The 26,480-nt window shown below is 67.2% G+C and carries 31 protein-coding genes and 1 pseudogene; 19 read left to right on the top strand and 13 right to left on the bottom strand.

Annotated features, from left to right (window positions below; translation table 11 throughout):
* Positions 1-55: 55 nt before the first annotated feature.
* Positions 56-397: a hypothetical protein gene (locus tag ACQQCD_RS12080; RefSeq protein ID WP_430268632.1), complete on the bottom strand. Its 342-nt coding sequence runs from the start codon at positions 395-397 to the stop codon at positions 56-58.
* Positions 398-835: 438 nt separating this feature from the next.
* Positions 836-1,093, bottom strand: a complete 258-nt coding sequence (locus ACQQCD_RS12075) for a metal-sensitive transcriptional regulator (RefSeq protein WP_346958289.1) — start codon at positions 1,091-1,093, stop codon at positions 836-838.
* 183 nt (positions 1,094-1,276) lie between these two features.
* On the opposite strand from ACQQCD_RS12075, the gene ACQQCD_RS12070 reads away from it, so the two are divergent.
* Positions 1,277-2,683 carry an MBL fold metallo-hydrolase gene (locus ACQQCD_RS12070; RefSeq protein WP_430268631.1) on the top strand — a complete coding sequence of 469 codons (1,407 nt, stop codon included), beginning with the start codon at positions 1,277-1,279 and terminating at the stop codon, positions 2,681-2,683.
* 127 nt (positions 2,684-2,810) lie between these two features.
* On the opposite strand, the gene ACQQCD_RS12065 is transcribed toward ACQQCD_RS12070, so the two are convergent.
* From ACQQCD_RS12065 to ACQQCD_RS12025, 9 genes are all read right to left on the bottom strand, one after another.
* Positions 2,811-3,047 (bottom strand): hypothetical protein, encoded by a 237-nt coding sequence (locus ACQQCD_RS12065; protein WP_430268630.1) that lies wholly within the window; start codon positions 3,045-3,047, stop codon positions 2,811-2,813.
* 35 nt (positions 3,048-3,082) lie between these two features.
* Positions 3,083-5,080 carry an HAD-IC family P-type ATPase gene (locus tag ACQQCD_RS12060; RefSeq protein ID WP_430268637.1) on the bottom strand — a complete coding sequence of 666 codons (1,998 nt, stop codon included), beginning with the start codon at positions 5,078-5,080 and terminating at the stop codon, positions 3,083-3,085.
* A complete protein-coding gene (locus ACQQCD_RS12055) occupies positions 4,965-5,579 on the bottom strand; it encodes a universal stress protein (RefSeq protein WP_430268629.1) in 615 nt (204 codons plus the stop codon). The genes ACQQCD_RS12060 and ACQQCD_RS12055 overlap by 116 nt, the downstream gene beginning before the upstream one ends.
* A 126-nt stretch (positions 5,580-5,705) precedes the next feature.
* Positions 5,706-6,113 (bottom strand): STAS/SEC14 domain-containing protein, encoded by a 408-nt coding sequence (locus tag ACQQCD_RS12050; protein ID WP_430268628.1) that lies wholly within the window; start codon positions 6,111-6,113, stop codon positions 5,706-5,708.
* 551 nt (positions 6,114-6,664) lie between these two features.
* Positions 6,665-7,429 (bottom strand): sulfite exporter TauE/SafE family protein, encoded by a 765-nt coding sequence (locus ACQQCD_RS12045; RefSeq protein WP_430268627.1) that lies wholly within the window; start codon positions 7,427-7,429, stop codon positions 6,665-6,667.
* Entirely contained in the window at positions 7,426-8,034 is a 609-nt protein-coding gene (locus ACQQCD_RS12040; protein WP_430268626.1) for a rhodanese-like domain-containing protein, read from the bottom strand. Before ACQQCD_RS12040 ends, ACQQCD_RS12045 begins: the two co-directional genes overlap by 4 nt.
* A gap of 155 nt (positions 8,035-8,189) precedes the next feature.
* The gene (locus ACQQCD_RS12035) at positions 8,190-8,492 is read right to left on the bottom strand and encodes a rhodanese-like domain-containing protein (protein WP_430268625.1); all 303 of its coding nucleotides are present in this window, start codon (positions 8,490-8,492) and stop codon (positions 8,190-8,192) included.
* A gap of 72 nt (positions 8,493-8,564) precedes the next feature.
* Positions 8,565-8,894, bottom strand: a complete 330-nt coding sequence (locus ACQQCD_RS12030; RefSeq protein WP_430268624.1) for a metal-sensitive transcriptional regulator — start codon at positions 8,892-8,894, stop codon at positions 8,565-8,567.
* A 2-nt stretch (positions 8,895-8,896) separates the two neighbouring features.
* Positions 8,897-9,211 carry a rhodanese-like domain-containing protein gene (locus ACQQCD_RS12025; protein ID WP_430268623.1) on the bottom strand — a complete coding sequence of 105 codons (315 nt, stop codon included), beginning with the start codon at positions 9,209-9,211 and terminating at the stop codon, positions 8,897-8,899.
* A gap of 130 nt (positions 9,212-9,341) precedes the next feature.
* Between ACQQCD_RS12025 and trxA the strand changes: the two genes are divergently transcribed.
* The 3 genes from trxA (at position 9,342) to ACQQCD_RS12010 (ending at position 11,942) form a co-directional block, all read left to right on the top strand.
* Entirely contained in the window at positions 9,342-9,707 is a 366-nt protein-coding gene (gene trxA, locus ACQQCD_RS12020; RefSeq protein WP_430268622.1) for a thioredoxin, read from the top strand.
* Positions 9,708-10,107: 400 nt separating this feature from the next.
* Positions 10,108-11,415 carry an MFS transporter gene (locus tag ACQQCD_RS12015; protein WP_430268621.1) on the top strand — a complete coding sequence of 436 codons (1,308 nt, stop codon included), beginning with the start codon at positions 10,108-10,110 and terminating at the stop codon, positions 11,413-11,415.
* Positions 11,412-11,942, top strand: coding sequence for a hypothetical protein (locus tag ACQQCD_RS12010; RefSeq protein WP_430268620.1), 531 nt, complete (start codon positions 11,412-11,414; stop codon positions 11,940-11,942). The genes ACQQCD_RS12015 and ACQQCD_RS12010 overlap by 4 nt, the downstream gene beginning before the upstream one ends.
* Positions 11,943-11,978: 36 nt before the next feature.
* Here the strand turns inward: ACQQCD_RS12010 and ACQQCD_RS12005 are convergent, their stop codons facing one another.
* A complete protein-coding gene (locus ACQQCD_RS12005; RefSeq protein WP_430268619.1) occupies positions 11,979-12,263 on the bottom strand; it encodes a DsrE family protein in 285 nt (94 codons plus the stop codon).
* 381 nt (positions 12,264-12,644) lie between these two features.
* Here ACQQCD_RS12005 and ACQQCD_RS12000 point away from each other — a divergent pair, with 381 nt between their 5' ends.
* From ACQQCD_RS12000 to ACQQCD_RS11990, 3 genes are read left to right on the top strand one after another with little or no spacing between them, the layout of a single operon-like run.
* Entirely contained in the window at positions 12,645-13,409 is a 765-nt protein-coding gene (locus tag ACQQCD_RS12000) for a DsbA family protein (protein WP_430268618.1), read from the top strand.
* On the top strand, positions 13,409-14,251 hold the full coding sequence (locus ACQQCD_RS11995) for a cytochrome c biogenesis CcdA family protein (RefSeq protein ID WP_430268617.1): 843 nt from the start codon (positions 13,409-13,411) through the stop codon (positions 14,249-14,251). Before ACQQCD_RS12000 ends, ACQQCD_RS11995 begins: the two co-directional genes overlap by 1 nt.
* Complete coding sequence (locus tag ACQQCD_RS11990) at positions 14,238-14,762, top strand: hypothetical protein (RefSeq protein WP_430268616.1); 525 nt, start codon at positions 14,238-14,240, stop codon at positions 14,760-14,762. Before ACQQCD_RS11995 ends, ACQQCD_RS11990 begins: the two co-directional genes overlap by 14 nt.
* 10 nt (positions 14,763-14,772) lie before the next feature.
* Here the strand turns inward: ACQQCD_RS11990 and ACQQCD_RS11985 are convergent, their stop codons facing one another.
* Positions 14,773-15,543, bottom strand: coding sequence for a GntR family transcriptional regulator (locus tag ACQQCD_RS11985; RefSeq protein WP_430268615.1), 771 nt, complete (start codon positions 15,541-15,543; stop codon positions 14,773-14,775).
* A 116-nt stretch (positions 15,544-15,659) separates the two neighbouring features.
* On the opposite strand from ACQQCD_RS11985, the pseudogene ACQQCD_RS11980 reads away from it, so the two are divergent.
* The 12 genes and pseudogenes from ACQQCD_RS11980 to ACQQCD_RS11925 form a co-directional block, all read left to right on the top strand.
* Positions 15,660-15,783 (top strand): annotated as a pseudogene (locus tag ACQQCD_RS11980) (IS21-like element helper ATPase IstB); the annotation flags it as partial.
* Positions 15,784-15,850: 67 nt separating this feature from the next.
* Positions 15,851-16,306: a MarR family winged helix-turn-helix transcriptional regulator gene (locus tag ACQQCD_RS11975; RefSeq protein ID WP_430268614.1), complete on the top strand. Its 456-nt coding sequence runs from the start codon at positions 15,851-15,853 to the stop codon at positions 16,304-16,306.
* Positions 16,284-16,835, top strand: a complete 552-nt coding sequence (locus ACQQCD_RS11970; protein WP_430268613.1) for a hypothetical protein — start codon at positions 16,284-16,286, stop codon at positions 16,833-16,835. The genes ACQQCD_RS11975 and ACQQCD_RS11970 overlap by 23 nt, the downstream gene beginning before the upstream one ends.
* A 262-nt stretch (positions 16,836-17,097) precedes the next feature.
* Complete coding sequence (locus ACQQCD_RS11965) at positions 17,098-17,415, top strand: heavy-metal-associated domain-containing protein (RefSeq protein ID WP_430268612.1); 318 nt, start codon at positions 17,098-17,100, stop codon at positions 17,413-17,415.
* 72 nt (positions 17,416-17,487) lie between these two features.
* Complete coding sequence (locus ACQQCD_RS11960; protein WP_430268611.1) at positions 17,488-19,617, top strand: heavy metal translocating P-type ATPase; 2,130 nt, start codon at positions 17,488-17,490, stop codon at positions 19,615-19,617.
* Positions 19,618-19,691: 74 nt separating this feature from the next.
* Positions 19,692-20,159 (top strand): hypothetical protein, encoded by a 468-nt coding sequence (locus ACQQCD_RS11955; RefSeq protein ID WP_430268610.1) that lies wholly within the window; start codon positions 19,692-19,694, stop codon positions 20,157-20,159.
* A 139-nt stretch (positions 20,160-20,298) separates the two neighbouring features.
* On the top strand, positions 20,299-20,916 hold the full coding sequence (locus ACQQCD_RS11950) for a DUF305 domain-containing protein (RefSeq protein ID WP_430268609.1): 618 nt from the start codon (positions 20,299-20,301) through the stop codon (positions 20,914-20,916).
* 79 nt (positions 20,917-20,995) lie between these two features.
* On the top strand, positions 20,996-21,871 hold the full coding sequence (locus tag ACQQCD_RS11945; protein ID WP_430268608.1) for a F510_1955 family glycosylhydrolase: 876 nt from the start codon (positions 20,996-20,998) through the stop codon (positions 21,869-21,871).
* Between the two features lie 4 nt (positions 21,872-21,875).
* Positions 21,876-22,625, top strand: a complete 750-nt coding sequence (locus tag ACQQCD_RS11940) for a cytochrome c biogenesis CcdA family protein (RefSeq protein WP_430268607.1) — start codon at positions 21,876-21,878, stop codon at positions 22,623-22,625.
* A 40-nt stretch (positions 22,626-22,665) separates the two neighbouring features.
* Positions 22,666-24,219: a multicopper oxidase family protein gene (locus ACQQCD_RS11935; RefSeq protein ID WP_430268606.1), complete on the top strand. Its 1,554-nt coding sequence runs from the start codon at positions 22,666-22,668 to the stop codon at positions 24,217-24,219.
* A gap of 12 nt (positions 24,220-24,231) precedes the next feature.
* Positions 24,232-25,137, top strand: coding sequence for a prolipoprotein diacylglyceryl transferase (lgt, locus tag ACQQCD_RS11930; RefSeq protein WP_430268605.1), 906 nt, complete (start codon positions 24,232-24,234; stop codon positions 25,135-25,137).
* Positions 25,134-25,769 (top strand): DUF3105 domain-containing protein, encoded by a 636-nt coding sequence (locus ACQQCD_RS11925; protein WP_430268604.1) that lies wholly within the window; start codon positions 25,134-25,136, stop codon positions 25,767-25,769. Before lgt ends, ACQQCD_RS11925 begins: the two co-directional genes overlap by 4 nt.
* Positions 25,770-26,480 lie beyond the last annotated feature (711 nt).

Genomic DNA, 26,480 nt, shown 5'->3' with positions numbered 1-26,480 from the left:
AGGACTTCGGGGCTTCACCCCACCTGTCAACCGATTTAGCTGCAGGGGCGGAGGCCTAGAAGCTGAGTACGGTGAAGCCTTCCTGGGCGTAGGCTTCGACCTCGGCCCCGGCGGCGATGAGCTCGACGGGGCGGGACGCGAATTCGTCGGCTAGGCCGAACTGTTCCACCTGGCCGGCGCAGGCCGTCGGCTTGACCCCGGAATCAATGAGATCCGCGAGGTGCTGGTCGGCCGCTCCGCTGCCGGCCAGCCGCACGCCGGGTCCGAAAAATAGGACGCGGACGTCCGCGCCGCGGTTCATTTTCAGGCGGCTCGCCATGAGAAGCCCGGGAAGTCCGCGGTCTGGGGAATCGGTCAGGATCATGAATGCGATCTTGGCGGGGCTGGTGGATGTCATGGTTCCTCCTTCAAAGGGGGCTGTTCTGCCGGGCGGCAGGCTGTTTTTCTCACTGTAACGCTGTCGGTGGAAGTGCACTGGCCTAACCGCTGGACTGCTTGCCGTCCCCGAAGGATCTGACTGTCAAGCCCTGCCTGGGAGTGGCGCACCCGTCGGCGACGGTCGGTGCTGCTGGAGAGGCGGGCCAGCCGGTGGGCGGTTCGACGGTTCCCTAGCGGCGTGAGGGTGTGGCTCCGGCCCCCGAAAAATTAGTTGCCCGGAGCCACATCCTAAAAGTCATACTAGAACCCCGCCTCTGCGTTTGGCCCGTATGACTTCATGATTTCTCCCCCAAGCGACTGGTGCCGTTAGCGACTTTCATGCCGGGCGCTATGAATCATTCCGAGGGTGTCACTGACCTGCCGCTGCGGCGGGGGCGACACGTAACTGTTGGCTGGCCTATGCGAGGGACAGGAAGAGTTTTTCCAGGTCCTTGGTATCCATACTGGAGTCCCCGCGGACCAGGCACTGTTCGAGGCCGCTGGAGATTATGGCGAAGCCCGCCCGGTCGAGCGCCTTGGACACGGCGGCGAGCTGGGTGACGATGTCTTTGCAGTCCCTGCCCTCTTCCAGCATGCGGGTGACGGCGGCGAGTTGCCCCTGGGCCCGCTTGAGCCGGTTGACAACGGGGGTAAGTTCCTTCGAATCAAGTTCCATATCAGGCTCCAAGCCGGTCGTTGGATTTATTGCCAACCCTATACCCCGGAGGGTATAACGGCTAGTGCTGACCAGCCGTGCTTTTAGTCTCAGCGCAGAGCTTGCAACATACCCCCGGGGGTATTATCGTTGTGTTAGACCAACGGAGGATCCCCCTCCCGGACGCCGACGAAAGAGAGCCCCATGCTTATCGAGCGCATCTATGACGAAGACCTCGCCCAGGCCAGCTATTTCATTGGCTGCCAGGCCAAGGGTGAGGCCCTGGTGGTCGATCCCCGCCGTGACATCGCCGTGTACAAGAACCTGGCCGCGGCCAACGGGATGACCATCGTCGCCGTGACCGAGACCCACATCCATGCGGACTTCCTCTCCGGCACCCGTGAGCTGGCGGCTGCTACCGGCGCTACCGCCTACGTCTCCGGTGAGGGCGGGGCGGACTGGCAGTACGGCTTCGAGGCCGAGCGCCTCAACGACGGCGACACCATCGCCCTGGGCAACATCACCGTCAAGGCCCTCCACACCCCCGGACACACCCCGGAGCACCTCTCCTTCCTCATCACCGACGGCGCGTTCGCCGACCGGCCCGGCTACCTGCTCTCGGGTGACTTCGTGTTCTCCGGCGACCTCGGCCGCCCGGACCTGCTGGATGAGGCCGCCGGCGGCGTCGACACCCGCTTCGAGGGCGCCAAGCAGCTCTTCGCCAGCCTCCGGGACAAGTTCCTGACCCTCCCGGACCACGTCCAGGTCCACCCGGGCCACGGCGCCGGCAGCGCCTGCGGCAAGGCCCTCGGCGCCATCCCGTCCTCCACCGTCGGCTACGAACGCCTCTACGCCTGGTGGGGCCCCTACCTGGCCGCGAACGACGAGCAGGGCTTCATCGACGAACTCCTCGACGGCCAGCCCGACGCCCACGCCTACTTCGCCCGGATGAAGCGCGAAAACCGCGAAGGGCCCGCCGTCATGGGCGAGCGTGCACCCCTGACCGAGCTGGCTACCGCCGACGTCGCCAAGGATCTGGCCGCGGACAAGGTCGTCTTCGTGGACACCCGCGCCAACGCCCAGGTCCACGAAGGCACCGTCACCGGCTCGGTCAACGTCCCGGCCGGCAAGTCCACCGCCAGCTTCGGCGCCTGGGTCGTCGACCCCGAAAAGGACAAGAACCCGCTGGTCCTGCTCGCCCCGAACCAGTCCGCCGCGCAGGAGATGTGGGACCACCTGGTCCGCGTCGGCATCGACAAGGTCGCCGGCTACGTCACCGGGCTCGAGGGCCTGCCTATCTCCGTCCCGAAGCTGATCCAGCCCGAGGAGCTCGACGGCTTCGACGCCGCCATGGTGTTGGACGTCCGTAACAAGACCGAGCATGCGGCCAGCCACATCCCCGGCTCCTACCAGCTCAGCGGCGGCCGCGTCATGTGGCACCTGGACGAACTCCCCGCCCAGGGAACCATCGTCTCCTACTGCCAGAGCGGAGTCCGGAACTCCGTCGCGGCCAGCGCCCTGCGCCGCGCCGGCTACGACGTCGTCGAACTCGACGGCAGCTACGCCGCCTGGGCAGCGCAGCAGCAGAAGACCGCCGTCAACGCCGGCTAACAACTGAAGAAGCGAAAAGGGCGGCGGCCCGGGGAAACCCGGGCCGCCGCCCCTTTGCCGTACAGGGGAGAATCGCCGGCGCCCCGCGGCCATAGCTGTGTCCGGGGACGGTGTGCGATGACTGCGTTCAGCCGGCCCCTCCGGTGTGCAGCCGGAGCTTCCGGAAGGCCGGGACCTTGAGGCGGTCGGCGACGAATCCGCCGGTGAGGGTTGCCGCTGCGATAAGCAACAGCAGGGCGCCTGGAACCGGTGCCATCAGGACCCCACAGAGTGCCAGTGCAGAGGCTCCGGCGGCGTCCAGCGCCGACGCGGTCAGCAACAGCGTGGAGGGCCGGTCCTTCCACGCCGGGAGCGCCGTGCGCACGACGTAGCTCGTGACCTGGCTGCTGAAGACCAGCGTCAGGAAGATAACGGTGCGGACTGGTCGATGCCGCCGCCGGGCCAAAGCTGCCCGGATGCCCAGAGCAGGGCCAGCGACGAGCCGAGCATCGGCACGGCGACCACGAGGGCGCCGGCGATGGTCCGGCCAACGTGCCACGTGTCGGGCCGTTGCGAGGAGCGGGCGTTGTCCGTGGTGAGCATCATGCTCACGACGTCGTTGGCCAGCAGCAGCAGCGCCATCAGCAGCGGTGTGAACACGAGCTGGCCGAAGGAGAACACCCCGGCGGTCAGCAACAACGGCACCTCCAGTTTTTTCACACTGACATTCAGTGCGTACGTCAGCGACCGTTGGTGGATCCTCCTGCTTTCCTCGACCAACCCCACAATGTCGTTCAGTCCCCCGCGGACCAGGACCACCCCGGCCGCGGACTTTGCCACATCGGTTGCGGTCTCCATGGCGATGCCCACCTCGGCCTGGCGCAGCGCCGGAGCGTCGTTGACGCCGTCCCCTGTCATGCCCACGACATGGCCCGCTTGCTGGAGCAGCTGAACGATCCGGTGCTTGTCCTGGGGAAGGACCTGGGCAATAACGGACGGTCCTCCTTCCCCGCCGGTCAACGCTGCGAGGTCGTCCGCCTGGACGACACCGCCGGTGAGCCCTACGTCCGCGGCAACGGCGGCGGCTGTGCCCGCGCTGTCCCCGGTGACCATGATGACCCGGATTCCGAGTCCGGTGAGGCGGGCCAGGAGGCCTGCGGCTTCGGGCCGTACCCGGTCGGCGAGGGCGATGAGCCCGAGCAGGCGCCAGGTCCCGTCGTTGACAGCGACGGCGAGCACGCGTGCGCCGCCGGCGGCCAGGGCCGCCAGGTCCGCTGGGGGCGCCGCTTCGGCCATGGCCGCGATGACGTGGGGGGCACCCTTGGCGACCCGGACGGTCCTGCCGTCCCTGGACACCGTTGCTTCGGAACGTTTGGTTGCGGGGTCGAACGGGGTGAAGCTCAGCCTGTCCCCCGCCCCGGCAGATTCACCGGCGGCCGCGAGGATCGCCAGGTCAAGGGGATCCTGCGTGGCGGCGTCGGAAGCGGCCGCCGCCCAACGCAGGAGCTCGTCCCGACTCACATCCCCGATGGGGGCGACGGCGGCGACCGCGAGCCTGTTTTCGGTCAGCGTGCCCGTCTTGTCGATGCACAGCACGCTCATCGACGCGGCGTCCTGCAGGGCCGTGAGCCGGGTCGTCAGGATTCCGAGCGAGGCCAGGTGCCTGGCGCCCAGGGCGCCGGCCAGGGCGAAGGCTGCGGGCATGGCTACCGGCACCGAGGCCAGCAGCAGTATCACCGCGTAGGAGATCACATCCGCGGTGGTGGACCCGGCGGCAGCCAGCCCGGCGGTGCCCGCCACGGCCAGGACCAGGTCCACGGCGATGAACACCCGCACGATCCGCAGCACCACGTGTTCGAGGTGGGCGGCGGGCGCGGAACTGCCCACCAGCTCGGCGGTTTTGCCGAAGTAGGTGGCGGCGCCGGTCGCGGTCACGGTGCCGCTGGCCTCCCCACGCATCACGGTGGCACCGGAGTAGACGGTGGACTCCGGCCCCCGGGCAACCGGCATCGACTCCCCGGTGAGTGTGGACTGGTCCACCATCACGGTGCCGTCGTGGACGACGACGTCGGCGGGCACGAAATCGCCGACCCGGAGGTGGATAGCATCCCCGGGAACCAGGCGCGACGCCGGGATCATGGTCCATGCCCCGTCCCGTAACGCCCGGGCATTGATCTCCAGCCGGGTGCGCAGCAGATCGACGGCAGCCTCCGCGCGGCGCTCCTGGATAATGCCCAGCGCCGTGTTCAGGCTCAGGACCGCCAGGATGATGAGCGCGTCCAGCCATTTGCCCAGCACAGACTCAAGAACAATGGTCGCCTCCAGCATCCAAGGTACCGGCGCCCAAAGTTTCCGCAGCAGCCGTGCCGGGAGTCCCGTGTGCTTCAGTGGAACGGCGTTGGGGCCAACGGTCTCCAGCAGCCGGGTCGCCTCCGCGGTAGAGAGCCCCTCGGGGCCGGCCGCGCCCTTCTTGCCCTTGAACCGGACCGGCGCCCGAACGCACGACCAGGACCGGACAGCTTGCCTTATGTACGGCGTGGCTTGAAACAGAGCCCAGCAACATGCCGGCGAAACCTCCGTGTCCACGCGATCCGACCACAAGGAGACCGGCGCCGGCGGCGGCCCGGAGCAGCACATCTGCAGGATGCCCTTCGGTCACTTCGCCGGTGACGTGGACCCCGGCCGCGGAAGCTTCCTTTACCGCGGCGTCGTGGATCGTCCGGGCGGTCTCGCCGAAAGCCTCGCGGTCTTCTTCACGTCCTGCGGCATCGCCGATCACGGGGTAGTGCCACGCCGTGAGGATGTGAACCTGGCCGGCCCTGAGCCGGGCCTCATCCAGGGCCCAGTCGAGCGCTTTCATCGAAGAATCCGACCCGTCCACCCCGACCACAATTCGAAACGTTTCTGCGGCTGCCATCGCGCCTCCGTACCTGCGGTTTCCGGGCGCGGCCTCGTGCCCGGGGTTCCACAATCCTTGAGGCCCCCGGGGTAATCAAGGGTCCTTGTACCGTGAAGAGCACTCACAGGGCAGTGCACAGGGCGGCTACGCGTTGCGCAATCCCGGCTCCTGCTCCGCGGAAACCGCCGGGAGCGGGAAGCCCTCCAGCCAGGCTAGGGCCTCCTTGCGTGAGGTGAAATACGCATGCGGGCAAAAGCCGTGGCGGCCCAATGCCGCCGCCACAACGGTGTCCACCACACTGGACCCCAGCAGGGCCACCGCGGACACGGCCTCCGCACGTTCGTAGGCGCCCCTCGCCCCGGCGCCCATGGTCACACCGGCGATGGTGACCAGCAGCGGCAACGCCCTGCCACCGCCGAGGGCCTGCATCGCTTCAATGGACGCGGCCGCGTCCCCGGCGTCGATATGCGACCCTGGCGTCCAAGCCAGATGAAAGCGGGATCCGTAAAATCGGAGCCGCCCTTTTCCGCCTGCAATCACGATCTCTTTCATACATCCCCCAGGCTCCAAAGGTAGTCCCGCTGCCAACGCGAACGGAACCGTTTTCGTACGTTGTTTTGACGCCGGCGGTCCCCTTTGTGGGGAGCGCTGCCTGAACGCCCACCTCAGTGGCGACGACGGGGCCGGCGCGGCGCCCCTGCACAACTGCGGTCTCTCGACGGGCGCAGGCACCCGGGACGGTCACCATGGTGAAATGGCTATACCCCCGGGGGTATACTGGTGGAATAAGACTACCTATCTGAAGGAGCCAGCAGATGTGCCGTGCGGTGACGTGCAAGAAATGCCAGAAGACGACATGGGCCGGGTGTGGCCAGCATGTTGACCAGGTCATGCGCGGGGTTCCCAGTTCCCAGCGCTGCCAGGGCCACGAGCAGGAGAGTTCAGCCGGTAAGGGCTTTTTCGCGAAGCTCTTTGGACGCTAAGCACCTTTGGGCCTGAGGCTCTCCGAAGACCCGGAAGAACTGCGTTGAGAAGACGCCGACAACGAAAAGCGCCGGAGGCATCTGCCTCCGGCGCTTTTCGCATCCCGGTGATGCGCTCCCTCAGGAGAGCAATGCCTGCCCGCCCACGTAGGCGGCGACGGCCAGGACCAGGACACCGAAGCTGCGCTTGAGGATCTTGTCCGGGATTCTGGTGCCGAGCCGGCCCGCGATCAGGGAGGCAACCATCGCTGCCCCCGCGAAGGCTGCGGTGACGGCCCAGTCGATCTGCAGGTCACCAAGGTGGGCGGCGAAACCGGCGATCGAGTTGATCACGATGATCACCAGTGAGGTACCGACGGTCACCGCCATCGGCAGGCCCAGGACAAGAGTCAGGGCCGGGACGATGAGGAAGCCGCCGCCGACGCCGAGCAGGCCGGTCAGGAAGCCCACGACGGCACCGGTGGCGATCGCCGTGGGCAGGCAGCTGCGCCAGTGGACTCCCCCGCCGGGAAGGGCGCAGGACCCGCCGGCAGTTTTGGTGGGGAGCATCATGCGGATCCCGGCTATGACCATGATGGCGGCGAAGGCCAGCAGCAGCGCCTTCGGGTCGAGCAGCCGGTTCACATACGCGCCGAGGTAGGCGGTCGCGGTGCCGGCAGCGCCGATGATGATAGCCAGGCGCCAGTTCACCCCGCCGCGCAGCCGCGGCAGGACCGCGACGGCGGACGAGGCTCCAACGACGACGAGCGAGGTCGGGATCGCCGCAGCCAGCGGGAGCCCGACGCCGTAGACCAGAGCGGGGACGGCGAGAATGGACCCGCCGCCGCCGACCAGGCCCAGCAGGCCGCCGACGATCAGCCCGAACGCCGCCGCGGTGATGATCATGCCTTCGAGCCCAGGTTCTGCAGCGCCTGGTGGGCGGTGGGCTCGTTCGCGGACCGGTTCCACGGCATCTTGGAGAGCATCTGGCCCATTGCGCAGCTGTTGGTCGCTGCGGAGAAGGTCAGGCCCGCGCCGATCCCGCCGGCCAGCAGGCCAAGCTTGGGCGAGAGCAGCTTGCTGCCCACGACACCGGCGAGCACCAGTGAACCGGCCGTCATCCGGACCTGGCGTTCCAGGGCCCAGGTGTTCTTACCCTTGACGACGTTGCCGCCGGCCGCGGCGTAGGCGGGAACCCCGCCGGCCAGCACGCTGGCGCTGCCCAGGCCGACGGCGTCGAGGTGCTTGCGGGCCTGTTCGGCGCGGTTCCCGGACTGGCAGACCAGCACCACGCGGGTGCCCATCTTGGCGGCGAATTCCTCGGCATGCTCACTCAGCAGGGGCAACGGCACGTGGTACGAGCCCTTGATGTGCATCGAATCAAACTCGGCACCGCCGCGGACGTCAATCACCATCAGGTCATCGTGGTTGTCCTCCCAGGATTTCAAAGTGGCGGCGTCAATGGACTGGGGCGCGGACTGGACCGAAGTGGTCTTGTTTGAGGAAGTCATAATCTCTTTCGGTATAGCTTGGGCAGTTCTGGGGGCACCCCTGCGGATGCGGGGGCCGCCGTCCACCTTCCTGGGCCCGCGCGCGCGCGGTCAGGGCAGGTGGAAGCCCGGGCGGCGCACTGGGGGGAGGCGCCGCCCGGGCAGTCTTAGGGGTTCTAGCCGGCGGGCAGCCCTTTGGCGGACCAGTCGAGCATGCCGCCGGTCATCGTGTAGGCGGTGAACCCGGCCGCGGCCAGCTGGTCAGCAGCGGCGGCGCTGCGGCGGCCGCTGCGGCAGACGGCGATGACGGGACGGGCCTTGTTCAGTTCGCCCATCCGGGCAGGCAGGTCGCCGAGCGGGATGTGCCGGGCGCCGGCAATCATCCCGGCGGCGACCTCGTCGGCTTCGCGGACGTCCACGACCTGCGCGTCGGTGCCGTTCTGGAGGTGTGCGTTGAGTTCGGTGGGGGTGATGTCCATGGGGTGAGCCTTTCGGGGAACGTGGGGTCGACGGTGTGGCAGGGGAACGTCCGGAAGTAGTACCGGGGCGGTTCAGGTCAGGCGTAGGAAGAGGGCCCGGATTTCCTGAAGACTTGGCTGTCGGCCCGGTGCGTTGCCTCGGCCTTCACCCTCGGCGGGGATGGCGGCCGGGACCGTCAGGCAGTCCCGCATGGCAGCGGAGATCAGTTCGAAGCCGGCTTTGTCCAGGGCTCCGCGGACCGCCGCGAGCTGCGTTACGGCGTTCCGGCAGTCAGCGCCGGACTCTACGGCGTCGATCAACGCATTCAGCTGTCCCCTGGCCCGCTTGAGCCGATTGACCGTCCGCCGGTTCCCGGCCCCCGCCGGGGACTCGGGCGGGCGCGGGGTGAGTGTGGAGGACATGCTCAGTTGCCGTTCGCCCGATAGGTGACCGGGTGGCCGTTGCGGTACCACTCGGTGATGCCGCCCATGACGTTGACCGCATCGTATCCTTCGGCGACCAGGTGTGCCGTGGCCCGGGAACTGCGTCCCCCGGACGCGCACATGACGTAGACGGTCTTACCCGCGGGGACATCGCCCATGGACTGCTGGAACCGGGACAGCGGGACGTTTCTGGTCCCCGGGACCGATGCCTCCGCGTATTCATCCTCTTCCCGGACATCAATGATGGAAACCCCGGGTCCGAGTGCAGCCAGATCGTCCACTGAAATGCTCTTCATGCTCGTGTTCCTCTCATCAGGTCCGGACGCCCGGCGGGTCATCGCTCCTTCAATAATGATACCCCCAGGGGTATTTACGCAAGTTCACAGACCACTTGCAGAAATACCCCCGGGGGTATAGATTGCTGCTATGGCAACCATCGACATCTCTGAAAAAACCTTCAATGACACCATCACCGGCAACGACATCGTGCTGGTTGATTTCTGGGCAGCCTGGTGCGGCCCCTGCCGCATGTTCGCCCCGACGTTCAGCAAGGCCTCGGAATCCCACCCGGAAATCGTTTTCGCAAAAGTGGACACCGAGGCCGAGCCGGCACTTTCCGCTGCCGCCCGCATTACCTCCATCCCCACCCTGATGGCTTTCCGCGAGGGAATCCTGGTCTTCTCCCAGCCCGGCGCCATGAACGCCAGCGGCCTGGACCAACTCATCACCGGCATCAAGGAACTCGACATGGGCGAAATCCGGGCCAAGATGGCTGAAGCGCCGGTCTCCTAACCGTCCGCCGCCGGAGTCCCCGCCGGCCTCTTCGTCGGCCTGCCGCCACGCTGTTCAACGCCCGGCGGCAGGGGCATCAACGTCCTCCCCGCCGAAACGGGCAGGACGTTGGTGCCTGCCCTGCTTCTACTTACAGGTGCAGCGCTGCTCGGCGGGAACGTTGGCCATAACGGCGTCCACATGCTCGCCGCAACCGGACCAGGTCGTTTTTCCGCACTTAGCGCACTTCACGGGACTGCACATTTTGGCTCCTTAGAGTAGTTGACTGAATCTCAGACGATACCCATGGGGGTATTGTTTGCCAAGCCCCGGTGCTGTCGGAGTGGTACCCGGATTTCGGACGTACCTTGAAGGAAGCGCCCGGGACCGGGTTGCGGACGCGCACCACGAAGGATCATTCATGCAGAAAGAAGACACGCTGTCCGGCGCAGCGCCCGGGGGCGCCGCAGCACCGGACGCCCTTGGCCGCAGGGGGAATCCGCACGCGCGCCTGCAGCGCCGCGTCGTCCGGATCCTTGTCGGCGGCCAGATTCTCGGCGGAATCGGGATGGGGGCAACCCTGTCCCTGGGCTCGCTTTTGGCCGCCCAGCTCTCGGGATCCAATGCCTGGTCCGGTATGGCCGCGACAATGAGCACCCTCGGTGCGGCCCTGGCCGCGGTCCCCCTGGCCAGGCTGGCACAACGCCGCGGCCGCCGCATCTCGCTGTCCACCGGTGCGCTGATAGCCGGAGCCGGCGCCGTAACAGCCATCGCCTCCGCTGCCCTTGGCATTTTTCCGCTGCTTTTGTCGGGCCTGATGCTGCTGGGAGCGGGTTCGGCCGTGAACCTGCAGGCCCGCTTCGCCGCGACCGACCTTTCCCGGCCCGGGTCCCGCGGCCGCGACCTCTCGATCGTGGTGTGGTCCACGACGATCGGCGCCGTCCTGGGCCCGAACCTGTTCGGTCCCGGGGAATCCGTCGGCGCCGCCCTCGGTCTGCCGCCGCTGACAGGTGCTTTCGCCTTTTCCGTCGCCGCCCAGCTCGCGGCAGCCGCCGTCTACGCTGCCGGACTGCAACCGGACCCGCTCCTGACCGCAACAGCCTCCCGGGTGCATGACGCTGCCGCGCCCCGCCCGCAGGGTGGTCTGAGAATCCTGCGCAGCAACCCCCGCGCCCGGTATGCCGTGGCGGCGGTCGCCCTCAGCCACGCCACGATGGTGGCGCTGATGTCCATGACCCCCGTCCACCTGCGTGACCACGGAGCCAGCCTGACTGTCGTTGGGCTGACGATAAGCCTGCACATTGCCGGCATGTACGCCCTCTCCCCCGTCTTCGGGTGGATGTCGGACAAGGCGGGACGGCTGCCCACCATCCTTACCGGCCAGGCCATGCTGGTGGCCTCACTGGTACTGGCGGGAGTAGCCGCGGATACCCGTGCGGCCGTGACGGCAAGCCTGATCCTCCTGGGCCTTGGCTGGTCGGCCTCGGTGGTCGCAGGCTCCGCCCTGGTCGCTGAGTCCGCACAGCCCCAGGACCGGCCTGCCCTTCAGGGCGTGTCGGACCTGAGCATGAATGCCTCCGGCGCCATTGGCGGCGCATTGGCCGGCCCGGTACTGGCCGCCACCGGGTATTCGGGGCTGGGGTTCGCCTCCCTGGCCCTCGTCGCCGTCGTCATTATCTGGACCGCTTTGCAACCACGCCACACCACCCGGGAATCGGAGCAGCCATGACAGTCAACAACCGGAACGCCGAAGGATTACGCGCAGACAGCCCCGGGGCGCCGGCGGCCAGGGCAGGCTGGCTCCCGTTGCCCGCCATACTCCTCAAATGGTCCCGGAAACGGGTGGTCACAGCCGTCGTCGTTGCGGCAGCCTCCGCCGCCTTCCTCCTGGCCGCAACCGGCATCGCGGCCGACCCGGCAGCGGGCTGGACAGGCTACGTATCGGTGGCCGCCGCGGCGATCCTCGCCGGCCTGCTGGCCGGCAGCTACGTGGACGCACCCATCGGCGCGGCCGCCACATTCTGCGATCTGCGGTGGCCCGTCGCGGGCCTCTTCGGCACGATCTGGGCGAATTCACCCCGGGAAGCCCAGCCCCCGGTCCAGATCGCCGTCGGCATCCTGGCCCTGGCCGTGATGGCCTGGGCCCTGCATGCACGCCTTCAACTCGAGCACCGGGCCACGCTGGCCCAGGGCGCAGAGAATGCCGAACTCGAGGTCTGCACAGATTGCCGCCCGCTGTTTCCGGCCAAACCCTAGCCGCCGCTGAACTGCAACCGCCGGGGCCGACGCCGCTCAGAGCCGGACGTAGGCCCACCCCTGCCATTGGCGACGTGCAAGGTGGGCGATGGCGGCAGGGACGACACTGACGCCGGGAAGAAGCTCTTCCGCTTCGATGCCCGCGGACCTCAGGCTGTTGCCGCAAGCCAGGACCCGGATCCCGGCTGCTATGGCCTCGGTGACCGCCCCGCCCGACTCTGAGCCGGCCCCAAGCAGGGCAACTCCCGGTCCCTGAATAACGGCCTCAACCGGGACTTCCGCACCAAGGGCTTCGACGGCATTCCGGCTGCTCCGCAGCACGCCTTCCAGCGACCCGCTCTGCATCGGCCCGGCCCCGTGAACCACGAGTCCGTACCGGCGCTCCCCCGCCGGCAGCTCAGAAGCCGGGCCGGCGTGCCCGACGCTCCCCTGGTCGGGGCTCCGGGGCGAATAGGCTGCTGTCTCGGACATGCACTTCTCCTTCAGCTCGGTAGGTCCGCCCGCAGGTCCGGACCTACCGTGCATGCTAGCCAACCCGCGGAGGAAATGTACAAACATTCCGAATAGACCAGGGAACGAAAGCGGCCGCGCGGGGTTTGCCCGGCGCCGGATCTCTTGTAGCCTCGGTCAGGACATTAAATGTATAAACATTTCGCCGTTCCGGCTTCGTATCGAGCGTTTCGGCTTCCGTGAGGATCCTGCATGCCTACCGTGACCAAACCCCAACCAGTCCGCCCCAAACCGCGCCGCCGCACCGCCTTGGTTATTGTCTCCGCGGTGGGCATTGCCGTGGCGCTGTTGTTCGTGGGGTTGTTCTCCTACCAGGGCGCAACGGCACAGAAGGCGGCTGAAAAGACCGCACCCGCCGCACAACGGTCCCCGGACACTCAGGGCCCGGGCGGCGGGAAACTGGATATGTCCCGCCGGAAGGCCGGGGATCCGACGGCCAAGGGAAGTCCAACAGCGCCGGTTGTCCTGGTGGAGTACGCCGACTACCGCTGTCCGTTCTGCGGTCTCTTTTCCCGCGACACCCTTCCTTCGCTCGTCAAAAAGTATGTAGACAGCGGGCAGCTGAGGGTGGAATGGCGTGACCTGCCGGTATTCGGTGCTGAATCGTCCGCCGCCGCGGTCGCCGGGCGTGCTGCCGCGGAACAGGGCAGGTTCTGGCAGTTCAACGAGGCCGTCTATGCCATTGCTCCGGAACGCGGTCACGCCGCGCTGCCGCGGGAGCGCCTGATCCAGCTCGCCGGTACCGCCGGCGTCCCTGACCTGAAAAAGTTCGAAGCGGACCTTGATTCGGCCGAGCTGAAAAACGCGGTGGCCAAGGATGCGCAGGAAGCAGCCGGCCTGGGCGCAACCGGCACACCGACCTTCCTCGTCAATGACACCCCGATCATGGGGGCGCAGCCGCTGGCCACCTTTGAGAAGGCCATCGACGACGCCCTGAAATCGGCCCGGAACCGCTGATGGACATCGGATATGCCGGTGCCTTCCTCGGCGGCGTCCTCACCCTGCTCAGCCCATGCTCTGCCCTGCTGCTGCCGGCATTCTTCGCCTACGCCTTCGCAACAACGACACGGCTTGTCGCACGCACAGGCCTGTTCTACCTCGGCCTCCTGTCCACGCTCGTGCCGCTGGGCGTCTTTGCCGGGGTCCTTGGATCCCTGGTCACCGAGCACAGGACCGTGCTGGTCGGCGTCTCCGCGGCCATAGTGATCATCCTGGGCGTGGTCCAGATCAGCGGCATCGGGCTCCCGTCCGCCCTCGCCCCCACGGTCCGGGCCGGGACCACGAGGGTGTCCGTCTTTGCCCTGGGGACGGTCTACGGTGTCGCGGGAGTATGCACCGGGCCCATTCTGGGTTCCATCCTGACGGTCGCCGCCGTAGGCAGCAACGCCGTCTATGGCGGCATGCTGCTCTCGGTCTACGCCCTCGGCATGGCCGCGCCCCTGTTTATTCTGGCTCTCGTGTGGGACAAACTGGGCATCTCCGGCCGGCGCTGGCTGCGGCCGCGTCCCCTCAGGCTCGGAACCTGGTCCAACTCCTGGCTGATGATCATCGCCGGCACCATTTCCATCGCCATCGGGGTGCTCCTGCTGGTCAGTGACGGCACCGCGGGACTGGGCGGTGTACTCACCGTCCAGGAACAATTCACAACGGAATCCCTCATGGCTGGTGCTGCCGCCGGCATTCCGAACCTCATGGTCGCCGGAGCCGCGACCGTTGCCCTCGCCGTCGGTGTGGGATTCTATTTCAAAAACCGGCACGCCGAGCCCGCAAAAGACAGGACGCCCGATGACGCGCAGTAACACCCTGATATCCGCACTGGCCCAGTGGCCCGGGCGGCGCTGGGCGGCGGCATCCGCCGCCGCCGTCCTCACCTACCTCGTAGTGGCCATACCCACAGACCTGATCAACACGCCCTTCTTCAGCCGGGAAGTCCCGCCCACCTGGTGGTCCTACCCCGCCCTCGGGCTCACAGCCGTCCTCACCGGGCTCCTGCTGGCCACCTACATCTCCCGCGAACCCGCAGCGCAGGCCGACAGTGAGGAACCGGACACCAAGGGCCGCTTCGGCGCGGCCGGAACCATCGTCTCCTTCTTCGCCGTGGGCTGCCCCGTGTGCAACAAACTGGTCCTGCTGGCCCTGGGCACCTCCGGCGCCATGCAGTACTTCGAACCCGTTCAGCCCCTGCTCGCGACCCTGTCCATCGCACTGCTGCTGTGGGCCTTCCTCAAGCGTGCCACCTCCGAGGACCGCTGCCCGGTCCCCCGGATGCGGTCCGCGGCCGCAGGTTCAACATCCCGCAGCGGACACTGACCGTCCCGCCCTACCTTGGCGGGGCGGCCTTACAGCCAAACGCGGTCGCGATCGACACCCGGTCGCCAAGAACGTAGCTGTGCCGGATTTCGACGTCGCGGGCCCGATGGCAGCCGATACGCTCGATCAGCAGCAGCGGGGCGCCCACCGCACAACCGAGCAGGACAGCCTGCGCCGGGCTGGCCGGCACCGCGGTTAATTGCTCGGTGCCTCCGTCCAGCACGACGCCGCAGCGCCGGTCGAGCTCGCCGTACAACGAGGCATTTTGGAAGTCGGCGTCGAGGAGCTTCTCCGCCGTCGACCCCGGTAGCCAGACCTCGTCCAGGCCGATCGGTTCGCCGTCGGCGAGGCGGACGCGGGAGAGGTGGAAAAGCTCCGCGTCCGTCGGCAGGGAGAGTTTGGCCGCCACAGCCGGGGCGGTGACCAAGTGCTGTTCCAACACCACGCTGCTGTGCTCCATCCCCGACTCCCGGATCGACGCCAACACGCTGTAGATCGGCCCGAAGGCTGTGCTCTTTCCGGCGACCACCGTCGGCTTCTTCCCAGGATGGGCAGTGATGTGCCCGGCATCGCGCAGCGGCTTCAGGGCCGCCCGGATCGTGCCCCGGCTGACGCCATACCGTCGCGCCAGTTCCAGTTCCCCGGGAAATTGCGTCGCGAACTTCCCGGCGAGGACGTCTTCAAGGAGCTCGGAACTAACGCTTTTCCACAGAGGGCCGCCCTTGGCACGCGCTAAGGCCTCCGGACGGGACGCCGCCTCGGGGTCCTGATGATCGATCACGCCGCCTCCGTCCGGGGTTAGTCCTGAACTGCCGGACAACTCCCGGCCATACGACGTTACTCCATCGCCGCCCCCTCACACCCGGCCCGTCCAGGTTGATGCAGCGCTGCGCTCCCATCGGCGACTCCGGAACCGGCAAAATCCCACCTGCTCATTGGCTTCGGCACCGCTGCGGCCGAGAAAGGCCACCGGATCAGATACACCGTCCGTCGCCACCCGGCCCGTCAATTGATGGTGGCTGATTGATTCGATAGCTACGCCGGGTAGATGGTTGTATCATCGAACGAGTTGGTTGTATGGTGCAACCATGCAAGAAGATAGCGAGTCGGACGCGGTCGTGCTGCAGGCGCGGATCATTGCTTTCGTGCGCGCGTTCGGGTTGTATCAACCGGACCAAACCCCCTGCGGCCAACCCCTATCTGTTTCCGAGGCCCATGCGGTGACCGAGTTGGACCGTGACGGTCCACTCACTCAGGTCGAGCTCGCGGGGCGGCTACGACTGACCAAGAGTACGGTCAGCCGCCTGGTCGACCAGTTAACAGCCCGCGGCTGGGTGCAGCGCCGCAAGCGCGATGGTGACGGACGCCTGGTGTGGCTGGAATTGACCGACGCTGGACGCCACGCCGCTGGTGAGCTGTCCACCGCCCGCGCTGCACGCTTCTCCAGCCTGCTGGAGGCCATCCCGGCCGGCCGCCGCCAAACCGTAGTAGACGCCCTGACCCTCCTCGTGAAAGCCGCAGATGAACAACTTGACCAGCACTGACGCCAGTCGCCCACCTCGCAAGCAGCGGCGCCGCTGGTGGCTCGCGGGCGCCGCCGCGTTGATCCTGGCGGCCGGTGGCATCGGCTACGCCATGGCCACCGGGCATCAGGCCGCCAACGGAGAGGCGCAGACGATGGTTGCCCACGCCGCCCAGGTCATGCCGTTCGACTTGAACGCCACCACGCACACCTTCACGAAAACCACGACCGGAGGGGTCGAACAGATCGTCGCCAACAGCTCCGGCGACCAGCACAACATCACCCTGATCCAGCAGCATCTAAGCAAGGAAGCCGACCAGTTCGCGCAGGGAAACTACAGCGATCCAGCGAACATCCACGGCACCGCCATGCCCGGCCTGCGGGAACTGCAAGCCGGCGCGTCCCGGATGCAGAGCCACTACGAGCAGCTACCCACCGGTGCAAAGATCACCTTCGCTTCCAGCGATGCCGCCCTCGTCACCGCCCTGCATGCGTGGTTCGACGCGCAGACCATGGACCACTCAATGCCGGGCATGGGCGGCGGAAACTAGCGGGCATTCATCGGTGAGACGCCATGCGGAACGCGGACCGGTACCGAAACCGTCGCTGTGATTTCACCCGCCGCCCTGTGTCGGCGCATCGCATAAGGGGAACATCACACCCGACCCTGCTTGTCAAACATACCCCCTAGGGGTATGTTTGGCGTGTTGTCAGTAAAGTCGTTTTGTCCAGGCTTCGCGGCATTCGCCGGGCCGTCACGGCCCTCCAACCCCAGCACCCCATTACTCCTTCTCGAAAAAGGACCAGGCTGACATGTGCGGAACAGACACCAGGACCGGACTTCCTCTCGAAGCGCCGGAGGAGTCCGGCTGCGGCTGCTGCTCGACCGGGGCCCGGACAACGACGCCGCCAGCGGCAGACGTCTCCGTTTACTCGCTTGAGGGACTCACCTGCGGGCACTGCGTCCAGACCGTCGAAAGGGCGGTCGCCTCCGTGGATGGGGTGGAACCGGCGGCCGTCGAGTCCGTCGCCGGGGGAACATCCCGCCTGGCGGTAGCCGGGACCGCCAGCGCAGACGCGGTTAGGGACGCCGTGACCGGCGCCGGATACAGCTTCACGCCCAGCCCGTAACCCCGGCGGCGCACCCGTCGCGGGCAGGCCCCGGGGCCGCCGGAACCGGCAAAATTCCTAAGGAGCACAGCAATGGACCAAGACCACCACAACGGACCTTCCGCCCGGCAGGACGCGCCAGGCGCTCCGCACGGCGGGTCCGCGGTCGCGCATGCACCTGACGCCCACGCCGGCCATGGCCATGGCATGGACGACGAGCACATGGTGCATAACCATGGCCAGCATGCCGGACATAGCGTTGCAATGTTCAAGAAGAGGTTCTGGGTCACGCTGGCCCTGTCTGTGCCGGTGGTTTACTTCAGCCCGATGTTCGCGGATCTGCTCGGCTACATGCCCCCGGTTTTCCCCGGCTCGGTCTGGATCCCGCCGGTGCTGGGAACCGTGATCTTCTTCTATGGCGGGCAGCCTTTCCTCAAGGGCGGCCTGGATGAACTGAAGAGCAGGAAACCGGCGATGATGCTGCTGATCGCCATGGCCATCAGCGTCGCCTTCATCGCCTCCTGGGTCACGAGCCTTGGGATCGGCGGTTTTGACCTCGACTTCTGGTGGGAGCTGGCCCTGTTGGTGGCGATCATGCTGCTGGGGCACTGGATCGAGATGCGTGCCCTCGGCTCAGCGCGGGGCGCTCTCGACGCCCTCGCCGCCCTGCTGCCGGACGAAGCGGACCGGATCACCGCCGCGGGCACGGAAACCGTCAAAGTCAGCGAACTCGTGGCAGGTGACACCGTCCTGGTCCGCTCCGGAGCCAGGATGCCCGCCGACGGCGTGGTGGTCGACGGCCAGGCCGAGTTCGACGAGTCGATGATCACCGGCGAATCCAGGACCGTCCTCCGCTCACCCGGGGACAAGGTCGTCGCCGGGACCGTGGCCACGGACAACACGGTCCGCGTCCGGGTCACCGCCGTCGGGGATGACACCGCCCTGGCCGGGATCCAGCGGCTGGTGGCCGAGGCGCAAGCCTCGTCGTCCAAGGCCCAGGCCTTGGCCGACCGCGCGGCAGCGTTCCTGTTTTATTTCGCCGCCGGCGCCGGCGTCATCACGTTCATCGTCTGGTCCCTGCTGGGCAGCGTTCCCGACGCCGTCACGCGCACCGTCACCGTGCTCGTGATCGCCTGCCCGCATGCCCTGGGCCTGGCCATCCCGCTGGTCATTGCGATTTCCACCGAGCAGGCCGCCCGGGCCGGGGTCCTGATCAAGAACCGGATGGCACTGGAACGGATGCGGACCGTTGACGTCGTCCTCTTCGACAAGACCGGGACGCTCACCAAGGGCGAACCCGCCCTCAGGGACGTCGCGACCGCCGAGGGCGTGGAGCGGAACACTCTCCTGGCGCTGGCCGCAGCCGTTGAAGCAGACAGCGAGCACCCGGTGGCACGGGCCATCGTCCGGGCCGCACAAGAACAGGACCTGAAGATTCCAGCGGCTTCCGGATTTTCGTCCATGACCGGCCGCGGCGTCCGCGCCACGGTCGACGGCAGAACCATCCAGGTCGGCGGCCCGGCCCTGCTCCGGGACCTCGAAACGGAAGAACCGCCCGCACTGGCCGCCACCACCAAGGCGTGGATCGACCGCGGCGCGGCCGTGCTGCACATCATTGACGGGCAAAGGATTCTCGGGGCCGTGATCCTCGAGGACGCCGTCCGCGCCGAATCCCGGCAAGCCGTCAAGGCCCTGCAGGGCCGCGGCATCAAGGTTGCCATGATCACCGGCGACGCCCAACAGGTCGCCCGCGCTGTCGCCGAAGAACTCAACATCGATGAGGTGTTCGCCGAAGTCCTCCCGGCCGATAAGGACAAGAAAGTCGCCGAACTCCAGGCCCGCGGGCTCAAGGTCGCCATGGTCGGGGACGGCGTCAACGACTCCCCTGCGCTGGCCCGGGCCGAAGTCGGCATCGCGATCGGCGCCGGCACCGACGTCGCGATGGAATCCGCCGGCGTCGTCCTTGCCAGCAACGACCCCCGGGCCGTCCTGTCGATGCTGGACCTTTCCCGGGCCAGCTACCGGAAAATGTGGCAGAACCTCATCTGGGCCACCGGCTACAACATCATCTCCGTCCCGCTGGCCGCCGGCGTGCTGGCCTTCGCGGGAGTCGTACTCTCCCCTGCCGCGGGAGCGGTCCTGATGTCCGTCTCCACCATTGTCGTCGCCCTGAACGCGCAGCTGCTGCGACGGCTGCAACTCAATCCCGCCCAGGTCCGCTGAACCCGGCGGCGGCCCGGGCCTGTCCCGGGCCGGTAATCTTGAAGGCAACCAGACCGCATGGAAGGAGGAACACCATGACCGCCATCTCAGCCCGGCGCGCCACGGCGCTTCTCCTCCGGAGTGCCCTTCTTGCGGGATTGCTGGCGATCGTCGCCGGCATTTTGGGCATGCACATCATGACCGGCACGCACGCCATGCCGGCGGCGGCCACCGGTCATGAAACCGGGGCATCGCATGCCATGCCGGCGCCTGAGCACCCCGGCGACGTCGCCGACAGCACCAACCTCCGGGGCATCTCCACAGCCCCGGGTATCCCGCACGCACCAGCACCATCATGCGCCGATACCGGCGGGTGCACGGTGATGTCCACCATGGGCGGGATCTGCGTCCCTTCTCCCGGTACCACGACACTGGCAGCTCCGCCACCGGGCACCACGGCCCTGACATACGGTGGCGGCCCCATCACCGGTGGCCCCGCAGTCGGGTACGAGTTCATTCCGCGAAGTCCTTCTCCGGGCCAACTTTCCATCAGCCGGACGTAAACGGCCAGGCTGCGCCGTGTTCTGCCCGGCGCACCCCGCTTACCCGATACGAACCTGCCGGCCGTTCAGGCCGGTCATGGGCGTGTTGTCCGCAGTCGTGCAATAAAGCCGATTTGATGATTTAAAGGACCTGAACTCCATGAAGAAAACTCTGACCATCTCTGTCCTTGGCCTTGCCTCCGTCATAGCCCTCGCGGGCTGCGCGGGAACCTCCGGAAATACACCCGCCAGCTCCATGCCGGGCACGGGCCAAAACGGGATGGGGATGTCCTCAAGCGCAGCCCCGGCCGCCTCGGACCACAACGCGGCGGACACCATGTTCACCCAAGGCATGATCCCGCACCACGCCCAGGCCGTGGAGATGAGCGACATGATGCTCAAGAAACAGGGCATGGATGCCCGGATCACCGCTCTCGCAACCAAGATCAAGGCCGCGCAGGCACCCGAAATGGAGAAGATGACGGGCTGGCTCAAGCGGTGGAACGAGCCCGCCCAGATGGCCGGCGGCGACATGTCCGGGATGACATCCGGAACGATGAGCAGCGACGACATGGCGAAACTGGATGCTGCGCAGGGCACCGAAGCGGCCAAGCTCTACCTGAGCCAGATGATCGCCCACCATCAGGGGGCAGTGACGATGGCCAAGACCGAGGAAGCGACCGGTAAAAGCGCCGATACGGTCGCCCTGAGTAAAAGCATCGCCACATCCCAGGCAGCGGAAATCCAGGAAATGAAGAACCTGCTGGCTGCCCTCTAGCCGGCATTCCCGCGGCACCGGCCCCCGGGCGGGGACCGGTGCCGCGGAACCATTCCCCTCCCTCAACCTGGAGTCACCCATGCCCTTCCCCACCACGACCACGGCCACCGCCGCGGCCGGTCTGCTCCTGGCCCTCTCGGCCTGCACACCGGCCTCCTCTACCCCGGCCTCTGCCCCGGCCTCCCCGTCGACAAACGACGCGGCGGCCGGCCTGCCGGGCGCCCACATCCATGGCCTCAGCGTTAACGGCGCAACCGGTCAGGTGCTTCTGGCCACCCACGAGGGCCTCTTTGACGTGTCCAAGAAACCGGCCGTCAAAATTGGCCCCGCCAACGACCTGATGGGCTTCACCGCCGCCAGGGACCAAGGCGTGTTCTACGCCTCGGGACACCCGGGCAAGGACTCGTCGTTGCCAAGCCCGCTGGGTTTGATCAGGACCAGCGACGGCGGCAAAACCTGGGAACAGCTCTCCCGGCAGAACGAATCCGACTTCCATGCCCTCGCCGCCACCAAGTCCGGGATTGTGGCTTTCGACGGGACCCTGCGCACCAGCACCGACGGCGCCACTTGGAAATCCGTCGCCGCAGGCTTTACCCCGGCAGCCCTTGCGGGGAATCCCTACAGCGACACCGTCCTTGCCACCACCCGGGACGGTGTGCAGCGTTCGACCGACGGCGGCGCGACCTGGGCGCTGGACAAGGCCGCCCCGGTGATCCAGTACGCCGCCTTTGCCAGCGCCAGGGAAGCCGTCGGCGCCGCACCCGACGGGACCGTGTACTACTCCTCGGACGCCGGCTCCACCTGGAAACAGACCGGTAAAATCCCCGGCGAGGTCCAGGCCGTCGCCGCCACGGAAGGCACGGACCGGAACCCCTGGCTCTGGGCCGCCACCTCCACCGGGCTGGTGGTGTCCACCGACGGCGGGGCCACGTTCCGGCCCTCAGACGCGGACTGAACCGATGGACATCGGCGGCTTCTTCGCATCCACGGTGACCTCCGGGGCCCTGATCATCGCCATCCCCCTGGCCATGGCGGCAGGCCTGGTGTCGTTCCTTTCACCCTGCATCCTGCCCCTGGTACCGGGCTACCTCGGGTACGTGTCCGGGCTGACCGACCCGACCCAGCCGCATAACCGCCGCCGCGTTCTGGCCGGGGTCGGACTCTTCGTGCTCGGCTTCGCCGCCGTGTTCACCCTCTACGGGGCCGCCTTCGGCGCGATCGGGTCCTGGCTGCTGCGCTTCCAGGATGTCCTGATGCGCGGCCTGGGCGTTGTCGTGATCCTGATGGGCGCGTCCCTGCTCGGCCTCATCCCCTGGCTTCAGCAGACCCGCAAGCTCACCCTCGGCCGCAGGACAGGCCTGGCGGGGGCGCCCCTGCTGGGCATCGTCTTCGGACTCGGCTGGACCCCCTGTATGGGTCCGACGCTGAGCGCTGTCCTGTCCCTGAGCGTCACCACCGCCAGCGCCGGCCGCGGAGCGCTGCTGGCCTTCGCCTACTGCCTGGGCCTGGGCATCCCGTTCGCCCTGACCGCCTTGGGTCTGAACTGGGTCAGCACCGCGCTGGCCTTCGTCCGCCGGCACATCCGGGTCATCAACATCGCCGGAGCCTCCATGCTGATCATCCTGGGCGTGCTCATGGTCAGCGGACTCTGGGTGCAGTGGATCTATCAGCTCCAGAACCTCTCCGGGACCTTTCTCACACCCATCTAACACCTCGGCCCGTCACAGGCCCCACCGCGAAGGACTTCACATGAACAACCACACCGATCACCACCTCGGCCGGCGCCGCTTTCTGGGCCTGTCAGTAGCAACGGCCGCAGCGGCGGCCCTCGCCGCGTGCACCAACACGCAGGGCGCCACAGGCCTCCCGGAGAGGATCCTGCCAACCGACGCGCTCGTCGCCGACTACGAAGCCCGCCGGGTATTCAGCGGAAAAACCGTTGCCCAGAACCTGACCGCCGCATCCGTCCAGGCAACTGTCGCAGGGAAGCCAGTCACCACATGGGGCTACAACGGCGCTCTGACCGCGCCGACGCTCCGGGCCAAGGCCGGGGACCGGCTCCAGGTATCACTGGCCAATAATCTGAAGGACGTAACTAGCATCCACTGGCACGGCCTGGCCCTGCGGAACGATCAGGACGGCGTTCCGGACGTCACCCAGGACCCAATCGCCGCCGGTGCCAAATTCACGTATGATTTCCGCCTCGCCCATCCCGGCACTTATTGGTACCACTCCCACGTTGAAATGCAGCGCGAACGCGCCCTCTACGGGGCGCTGATCATTGAGGACCCGGCGGAGAAACTCATCTACGACCGGGACTGGGTCATCGTCCTGGATGACTGGATGGACGGCATCACCGGGACCCCGGACGACGTCCTGAAAGAACTCTCTGCCGGGATGTCCATGTCCGGCATGGACATGGGTTCCTCCCCCTCCCCCTCAGGCGGCTCGATGGGCACGGGAATGAAGCATATGCTGATGGGTTCCCGCAGCGACTTCCTCGGCGGCGACGCCGGCGACGTCAGTTACCCGTACCACCTGTTCAACTCAAAAGCCCCGGACCAGGCCGAGATCCTGGCCGCCAAGACGGGTCAGGTCATCCGGCTGCGGATCATCAACGCCGCCGGAGACACCGCCTACCGCGTCGGCATCCCCGGCCAGAAACTCACCATCACCCACACCGACGGATTCCCCGTCCAACACCAGGACGTGGACGCCGTCGTACTCGGAATGGGCGAACGCATCGACGCCCTCCTCACCGTCAAAGACGGCTTCACCCCCGTCATGGCGCTGCCCGAAGGTAAAACCGGGCAGGCACTGGGCTTCATCAGCACCGGCACCGGCAAACAATCCCTCCCCGCGACCCTGCCCGACACCCTGGACGGGATCGTCGTGGACGGCGGCCAGCTCAAAGCCGACCCCGCCGTCAACCTCAAGGACAAGACCCCGGACCGTACCCACGAAGTGCACCTCACCGGCGGGATGGCCAAATACGACTGGGGCATCAACGGCCACCGCTTCGACATGACCAAGCCGTTCGAGAACACCTTCGACATCAAGGCCGGCGAACGCGTCGAAGTGAAATTCATCAACGACACCGACATGTGGCACCCCATGCACCTGCACGGACACACATTCCAGATAGGCGCCGGGGGCGCCCGCAAAGACACCGTCATCGTCCGCGCCAAACAAACCGTCACAGTGATCTTCGACGCCGACAACCCGGGCCAGTGGCTCACCCACTGCCACAACGCCTACCATGCCGAACGCGGCATGATGGGCGTCTTCTCCTACATCAAATAAGGGACACCGACCATGAACACCCCTGTCGCGGCAGAACTGTTCTTCCCCTCCCCGGCCGTCAGCGCCTTCCAGCTCGGGCCGCTCACCATACGCTTCTACGCCCTCGCCATCCTGGCCGGCATCGTCCTCGGCGTCTGGCTCACCGCCCGCCGCCTCCGGTCCCGGGGCGGCACAACCGCCCAGACCCTGGACATCGTGGCCTGGGCGGTGCCCTTCGGCATCGTCGGCGGCAGGCTCTACCACGTCATCACCGACAACCAGCTCTATTTCTCACCCGGCAAAGACCCTTGGGGGGCGCTGCGGATCTGGGAGGGCGGCCTCGGGATCTGGGGAGCCGTCGCCCTCGGACTTATCGGCGCCGGCATCGGCGCCCACCGCGCCGGGGTCCCCTTCGCCGCGTTCGCCGACGCGGCCGCCCCCGGGCTGCTCCTGGCCCAGGCCCTGGGCCGCTGGGGCAACTGGTTCAACAACGAACTCTACGGCGAACCCACGGACCTGCCCTGGAAACTCCAGATCCACGCCATGAACCAGGCCACCGGCCAGGCCCTGACCGGCCCCGACGGAACCCCGGTGGTCCTCGGCTACTTCCAGCCCACCTTCCTCTACGAATCGCTCTGGTGTCTGGCCGCAGCATCGCTGCTGATGTTCCTGGACCGCAAGTACACACTCGGCGCTGGGTCAGTGTTCGCCCTCTACATCGTGCTCTACACCGCCGGGCGCTTCGTCTTCGAACTGATGCGCTCGGACCCCGCCAACCTGATCCTGGGCCTGCGGGTCAACACCTGGGTCTCCGGCCTGCTCTTCCTCGCCGGAATGGCCCTCTTCCAGCGGCTCAGGACCCGTCCCCGCTCCGCCGTCCCACCCGCACCCGTCCAGAAGCAGGACACTGAAGTGCCCGGCAAAGGAATCCCCGCATGAACAACACCAGCAAACGCCCCTCCGAACATCAAGCCATCGTCGCTGCACTCCGCGGCCGGCAACAGGCCAAAAGGCGCCGGTTCAACATCCTCGTCTACGGCGGCTTCGGCCTGGTCCTGGCCGCCATCATCACCGCCGTCGCCTTCGTTGTTGCCGGTTCCATCCAGCAACGAAACGCCGCCGCCGAAGCGGCCAAAAAACCCATCGACGGGATCCAGACCTTCGCCGGCCTGTCCCGCAACCACGTCCAGAACGCCGTCGCCTACCCCCAGGAACCCGGCGTCGGAGGAGACCACTCCCCCGTCTGGACGAACTGCGGCATCTACACCGAACCGGTCAACGAAGAACGCGCCGTCCATTCCCTGGAACACGGCGCCGTATGGATCACCTACAACCCCGGCCTGCCGGCATCCGAGATCACCAGACTCACCACTCTGGCCAAAGACAAGCCCTACCTCCTGCTCAGCCCGGACAAGAACCAAACCAGCCCCATCACCGCCACCGCCTGGGGCGCCCAGCTGGCAGTCCAGGATGCCGGAGACCCGCGCATCCCCGCCTTCATCGGCGCCTACGCCCAATCACCGAAAGCCCCGGAACCCGGCGCGCCCTGCACCGGGGGAACCGACGGCTAGGCGCATCTGACCCGCTCGATGGACAGTCATGGAACACGCGAAACCGACCGCTGACGCAGACCGAAACCACCGCCGCAGTCGTCCCTTCCCGGCCGAGAGCACCGCCAAACGCCGCGGGATCCACCGGCCGTGGCCGCTAACCCCCGGCCGTGGCGGCGAACTGTGACGTTCTACCTCCGGATCAGCCTCCGAGCCACTGACCCTCACCTCGGGAACCCGAGGGATGTCCCGGACCGTGCCAGGATGGCCCAAGCCGTTGCTGGTGCGTCTGACGGGACGGGCCGGGCCAGGTCAGGCGGCTCCGCGTCCCGGCCCGCGGCTGCTGCGGGACCACTAATGTCTTGGGCGCGCTCTGGATGCGGGGATACCCAGAGTATTGCTCTCGCCCCGGGCCTGGATAGAGCGCCGGGGGGAACCCGCTCTGGGAGCGGCGGCATGGCCGGGCGCAGCAGTCATGTATGCGCGCGGACCCGATGAGGGCGCCGTCCGGGGCGAGGGTCCGGCGATACACCCCCGGGGGTATGTTGGCGTAGTCTTGATGCAGACGGTTGCGGAGCAGGGCCGGTGGAAGGAGTCACCCCATGATGGGTGGTGGGTACGGGTCCGGTATAGACGTGTCCTGGTTGTTCTGGTTACTTCCGGTCGCGGTCGTCGTTCTACTGTCGGCTCTCGCGGCCCGGGCATTGTCCGGTAGCGCCCGCCGACGAGGAA

Source organism: Pseudarthrobacter sp. J1763, assembly GCF_050490295.1.
In the GTDB taxonomy this organism is placed as follows: Bacteria; Actinomycetota; Actinomycetes; order Actinomycetales; family Micrococcaceae; genus JBNPEO01.
This window is presented reverse-complemented; position numbering and strand designations above follow the sequence as displayed.

What these genes read in the sequence shown, in the direction of transcription:
- ACQQCD_RS12080 (WP_430268632.1), bottom strand. Translation starts at nt 397, where the DNA reads ATGACATCCACCAGCCCCGCCAAGATCGCATTCATGATCCTGACCGAT.
- ACQQCD_RS12075 (WP_346958289.1), bottom strand. Translation starts at nt 1,093, where the DNA reads ATGGAACTTGATTCGAAGGAACTTACCCCCGTTGTCAACCGGCTCAAG.
- ACQQCD_RS12070 (WP_430268631.1), top strand. Translation starts at nt 1,277, where the DNA reads ATGCTTATCGAGCGCATCTATGACGAAGACCTCGCCCAGGCCAGCTAT.
- ACQQCD_RS12055 (WP_430268629.1), bottom strand. Translation starts at nt 5,579, where the DNA reads ATGGCAGCCGCAGAAACGTTTCGAATTGTGGTCGGGGTGGACGGGTCG.
- ACQQCD_RS12050 (WP_430268628.1), bottom strand. Translation starts at nt 6,113, where the DNA reads ATGAAAGAGATCGTGATTGCAGGCGGAAAAGGGCGGCTCCGATTTTAC.
- ACQQCD_RS12045 (WP_430268627.1), bottom strand. Translation starts at nt 7,429, where the DNA reads ATGATCATCACCGCGGCGGCGTTCGGGCTGATCGTCGGCGGCCTGCTG.
- ACQQCD_RS12040 (WP_430268626.1), bottom strand. Translation starts at nt 8,034, where the DNA reads ATGACTTCCTCAAACAAGACCACTTCGGTCCAGTCCGCGCCCCAGTCC.
- ACQQCD_RS12035 (WP_430268625.1), bottom strand. Translation starts at nt 8,492, where the DNA reads ATGGACATCACCCCCACCGAACTCAACGCACACCTCCAGAACGGCACC.
- ACQQCD_RS12030 (WP_430268624.1), bottom strand. Translation starts at nt 8,894, where the DNA reads ATGTCCTCCACACTCACCCCGCGCCCGCCCGAGTCCCCGGCGGGGGCC.
- ACQQCD_RS12025 (WP_430268623.1), bottom strand. Translation starts at nt 9,211, where the DNA reads ATGAAGAGCATTTCAGTGGACGATCTGGCTGCACTCGGACCCGGGGTT.
- trxA (WP_430268622.1), top strand. Translation starts at nt 9,342, where the DNA reads ATGGCAACCATCGACATCTCTGAAAAAACCTTCAATGACACCATCACC.
- ACQQCD_RS12015 (WP_430268621.1), top strand. Translation starts at nt 10,108, where the DNA reads ATGCAGAAAGAAGACACGCTGTCCGGCGCAGCGCCCGGGGGCGCCGCA.
- ACQQCD_RS12010 (WP_430268620.1), top strand. Translation starts at nt 11,412, where the DNA reads ATGACAGTCAACAACCGGAACGCCGAAGGATTACGCGCAGACAGCCCC.
- ACQQCD_RS12000 (WP_430268618.1), top strand. Translation starts at nt 12,645, where the DNA reads ATGCCTACCGTGACCAAACCCCAACCAGTCCGCCCCAAACCGCGCCGC.
- ACQQCD_RS11995 (WP_430268617.1), top strand. Translation starts at nt 13,409, where the DNA reads ATGGACATCGGATATGCCGGTGCCTTCCTCGGCGGCGTCCTCACCCTG.
- ACQQCD_RS11990 (WP_430268616.1), top strand. Translation starts at nt 14,238, where the DNA reads ATGACGCGCAGTAACACCCTGATATCCGCACTGGCCCAGTGGCCCGGG.
- ACQQCD_RS11975 (WP_430268614.1), top strand. Translation starts at nt 15,851, where the DNA reads ATGCAAGAAGATAGCGAGTCGGACGCGGTCGTGCTGCAGGCGCGGATC.
- ACQQCD_RS11970 (WP_430268613.1), top strand. Translation starts at nt 16,284, where the DNA reads ATGAACAACTTGACCAGCACTGACGCCAGTCGCCCACCTCGCAAGCAG.
- ACQQCD_RS11965 (WP_430268612.1), top strand. Translation starts at nt 17,098, where the DNA reads ATGTGCGGAACAGACACCAGGACCGGACTTCCTCTCGAAGCGCCGGAG.
- ACQQCD_RS11960 (WP_430268611.1), top strand. Translation starts at nt 17,488, where the DNA reads ATGGACCAAGACCACCACAACGGACCTTCCGCCCGGCAGGACGCGCCA.
- ACQQCD_RS11955 (WP_430268610.1), top strand. Translation starts at nt 19,692, where the DNA reads ATGACCGCCATCTCAGCCCGGCGCGCCACGGCGCTTCTCCTCCGGAGT.
- ACQQCD_RS11950 (WP_430268609.1), top strand. Translation starts at nt 20,299, where the DNA reads ATGAAGAAAACTCTGACCATCTCTGTCCTTGGCCTTGCCTCCGTCATA.
- ACQQCD_RS11945 (WP_430268608.1), top strand. Translation starts at nt 20,996, where the DNA reads ATGCCCTTCCCCACCACGACCACGGCCACCGCCGCGGCCGGTCTGCTC.
- ACQQCD_RS11940 (WP_430268607.1), top strand. Translation starts at nt 21,876, where the DNA reads ATGGACATCGGCGGCTTCTTCGCATCCACGGTGACCTCCGGGGCCCTG.
- ACQQCD_RS11935 (WP_430268606.1), top strand. Translation starts at nt 22,666, where the DNA reads ATGAACAACCACACCGATCACCACCTCGGCCGGCGCCGCTTTCTGGGC.
- lgt (WP_430268605.1), top strand. Translation starts at nt 24,232, where the DNA reads ATGAACACCCCTGTCGCGGCAGAACTGTTCTTCCCCTCCCCGGCCGTC.
- ACQQCD_RS11925 (WP_430268604.1), top strand. Translation starts at nt 25,134, where the DNA reads ATGAACAACACCAGCAAACGCCCCTCCGAACATCAAGCCATCGTCGCT.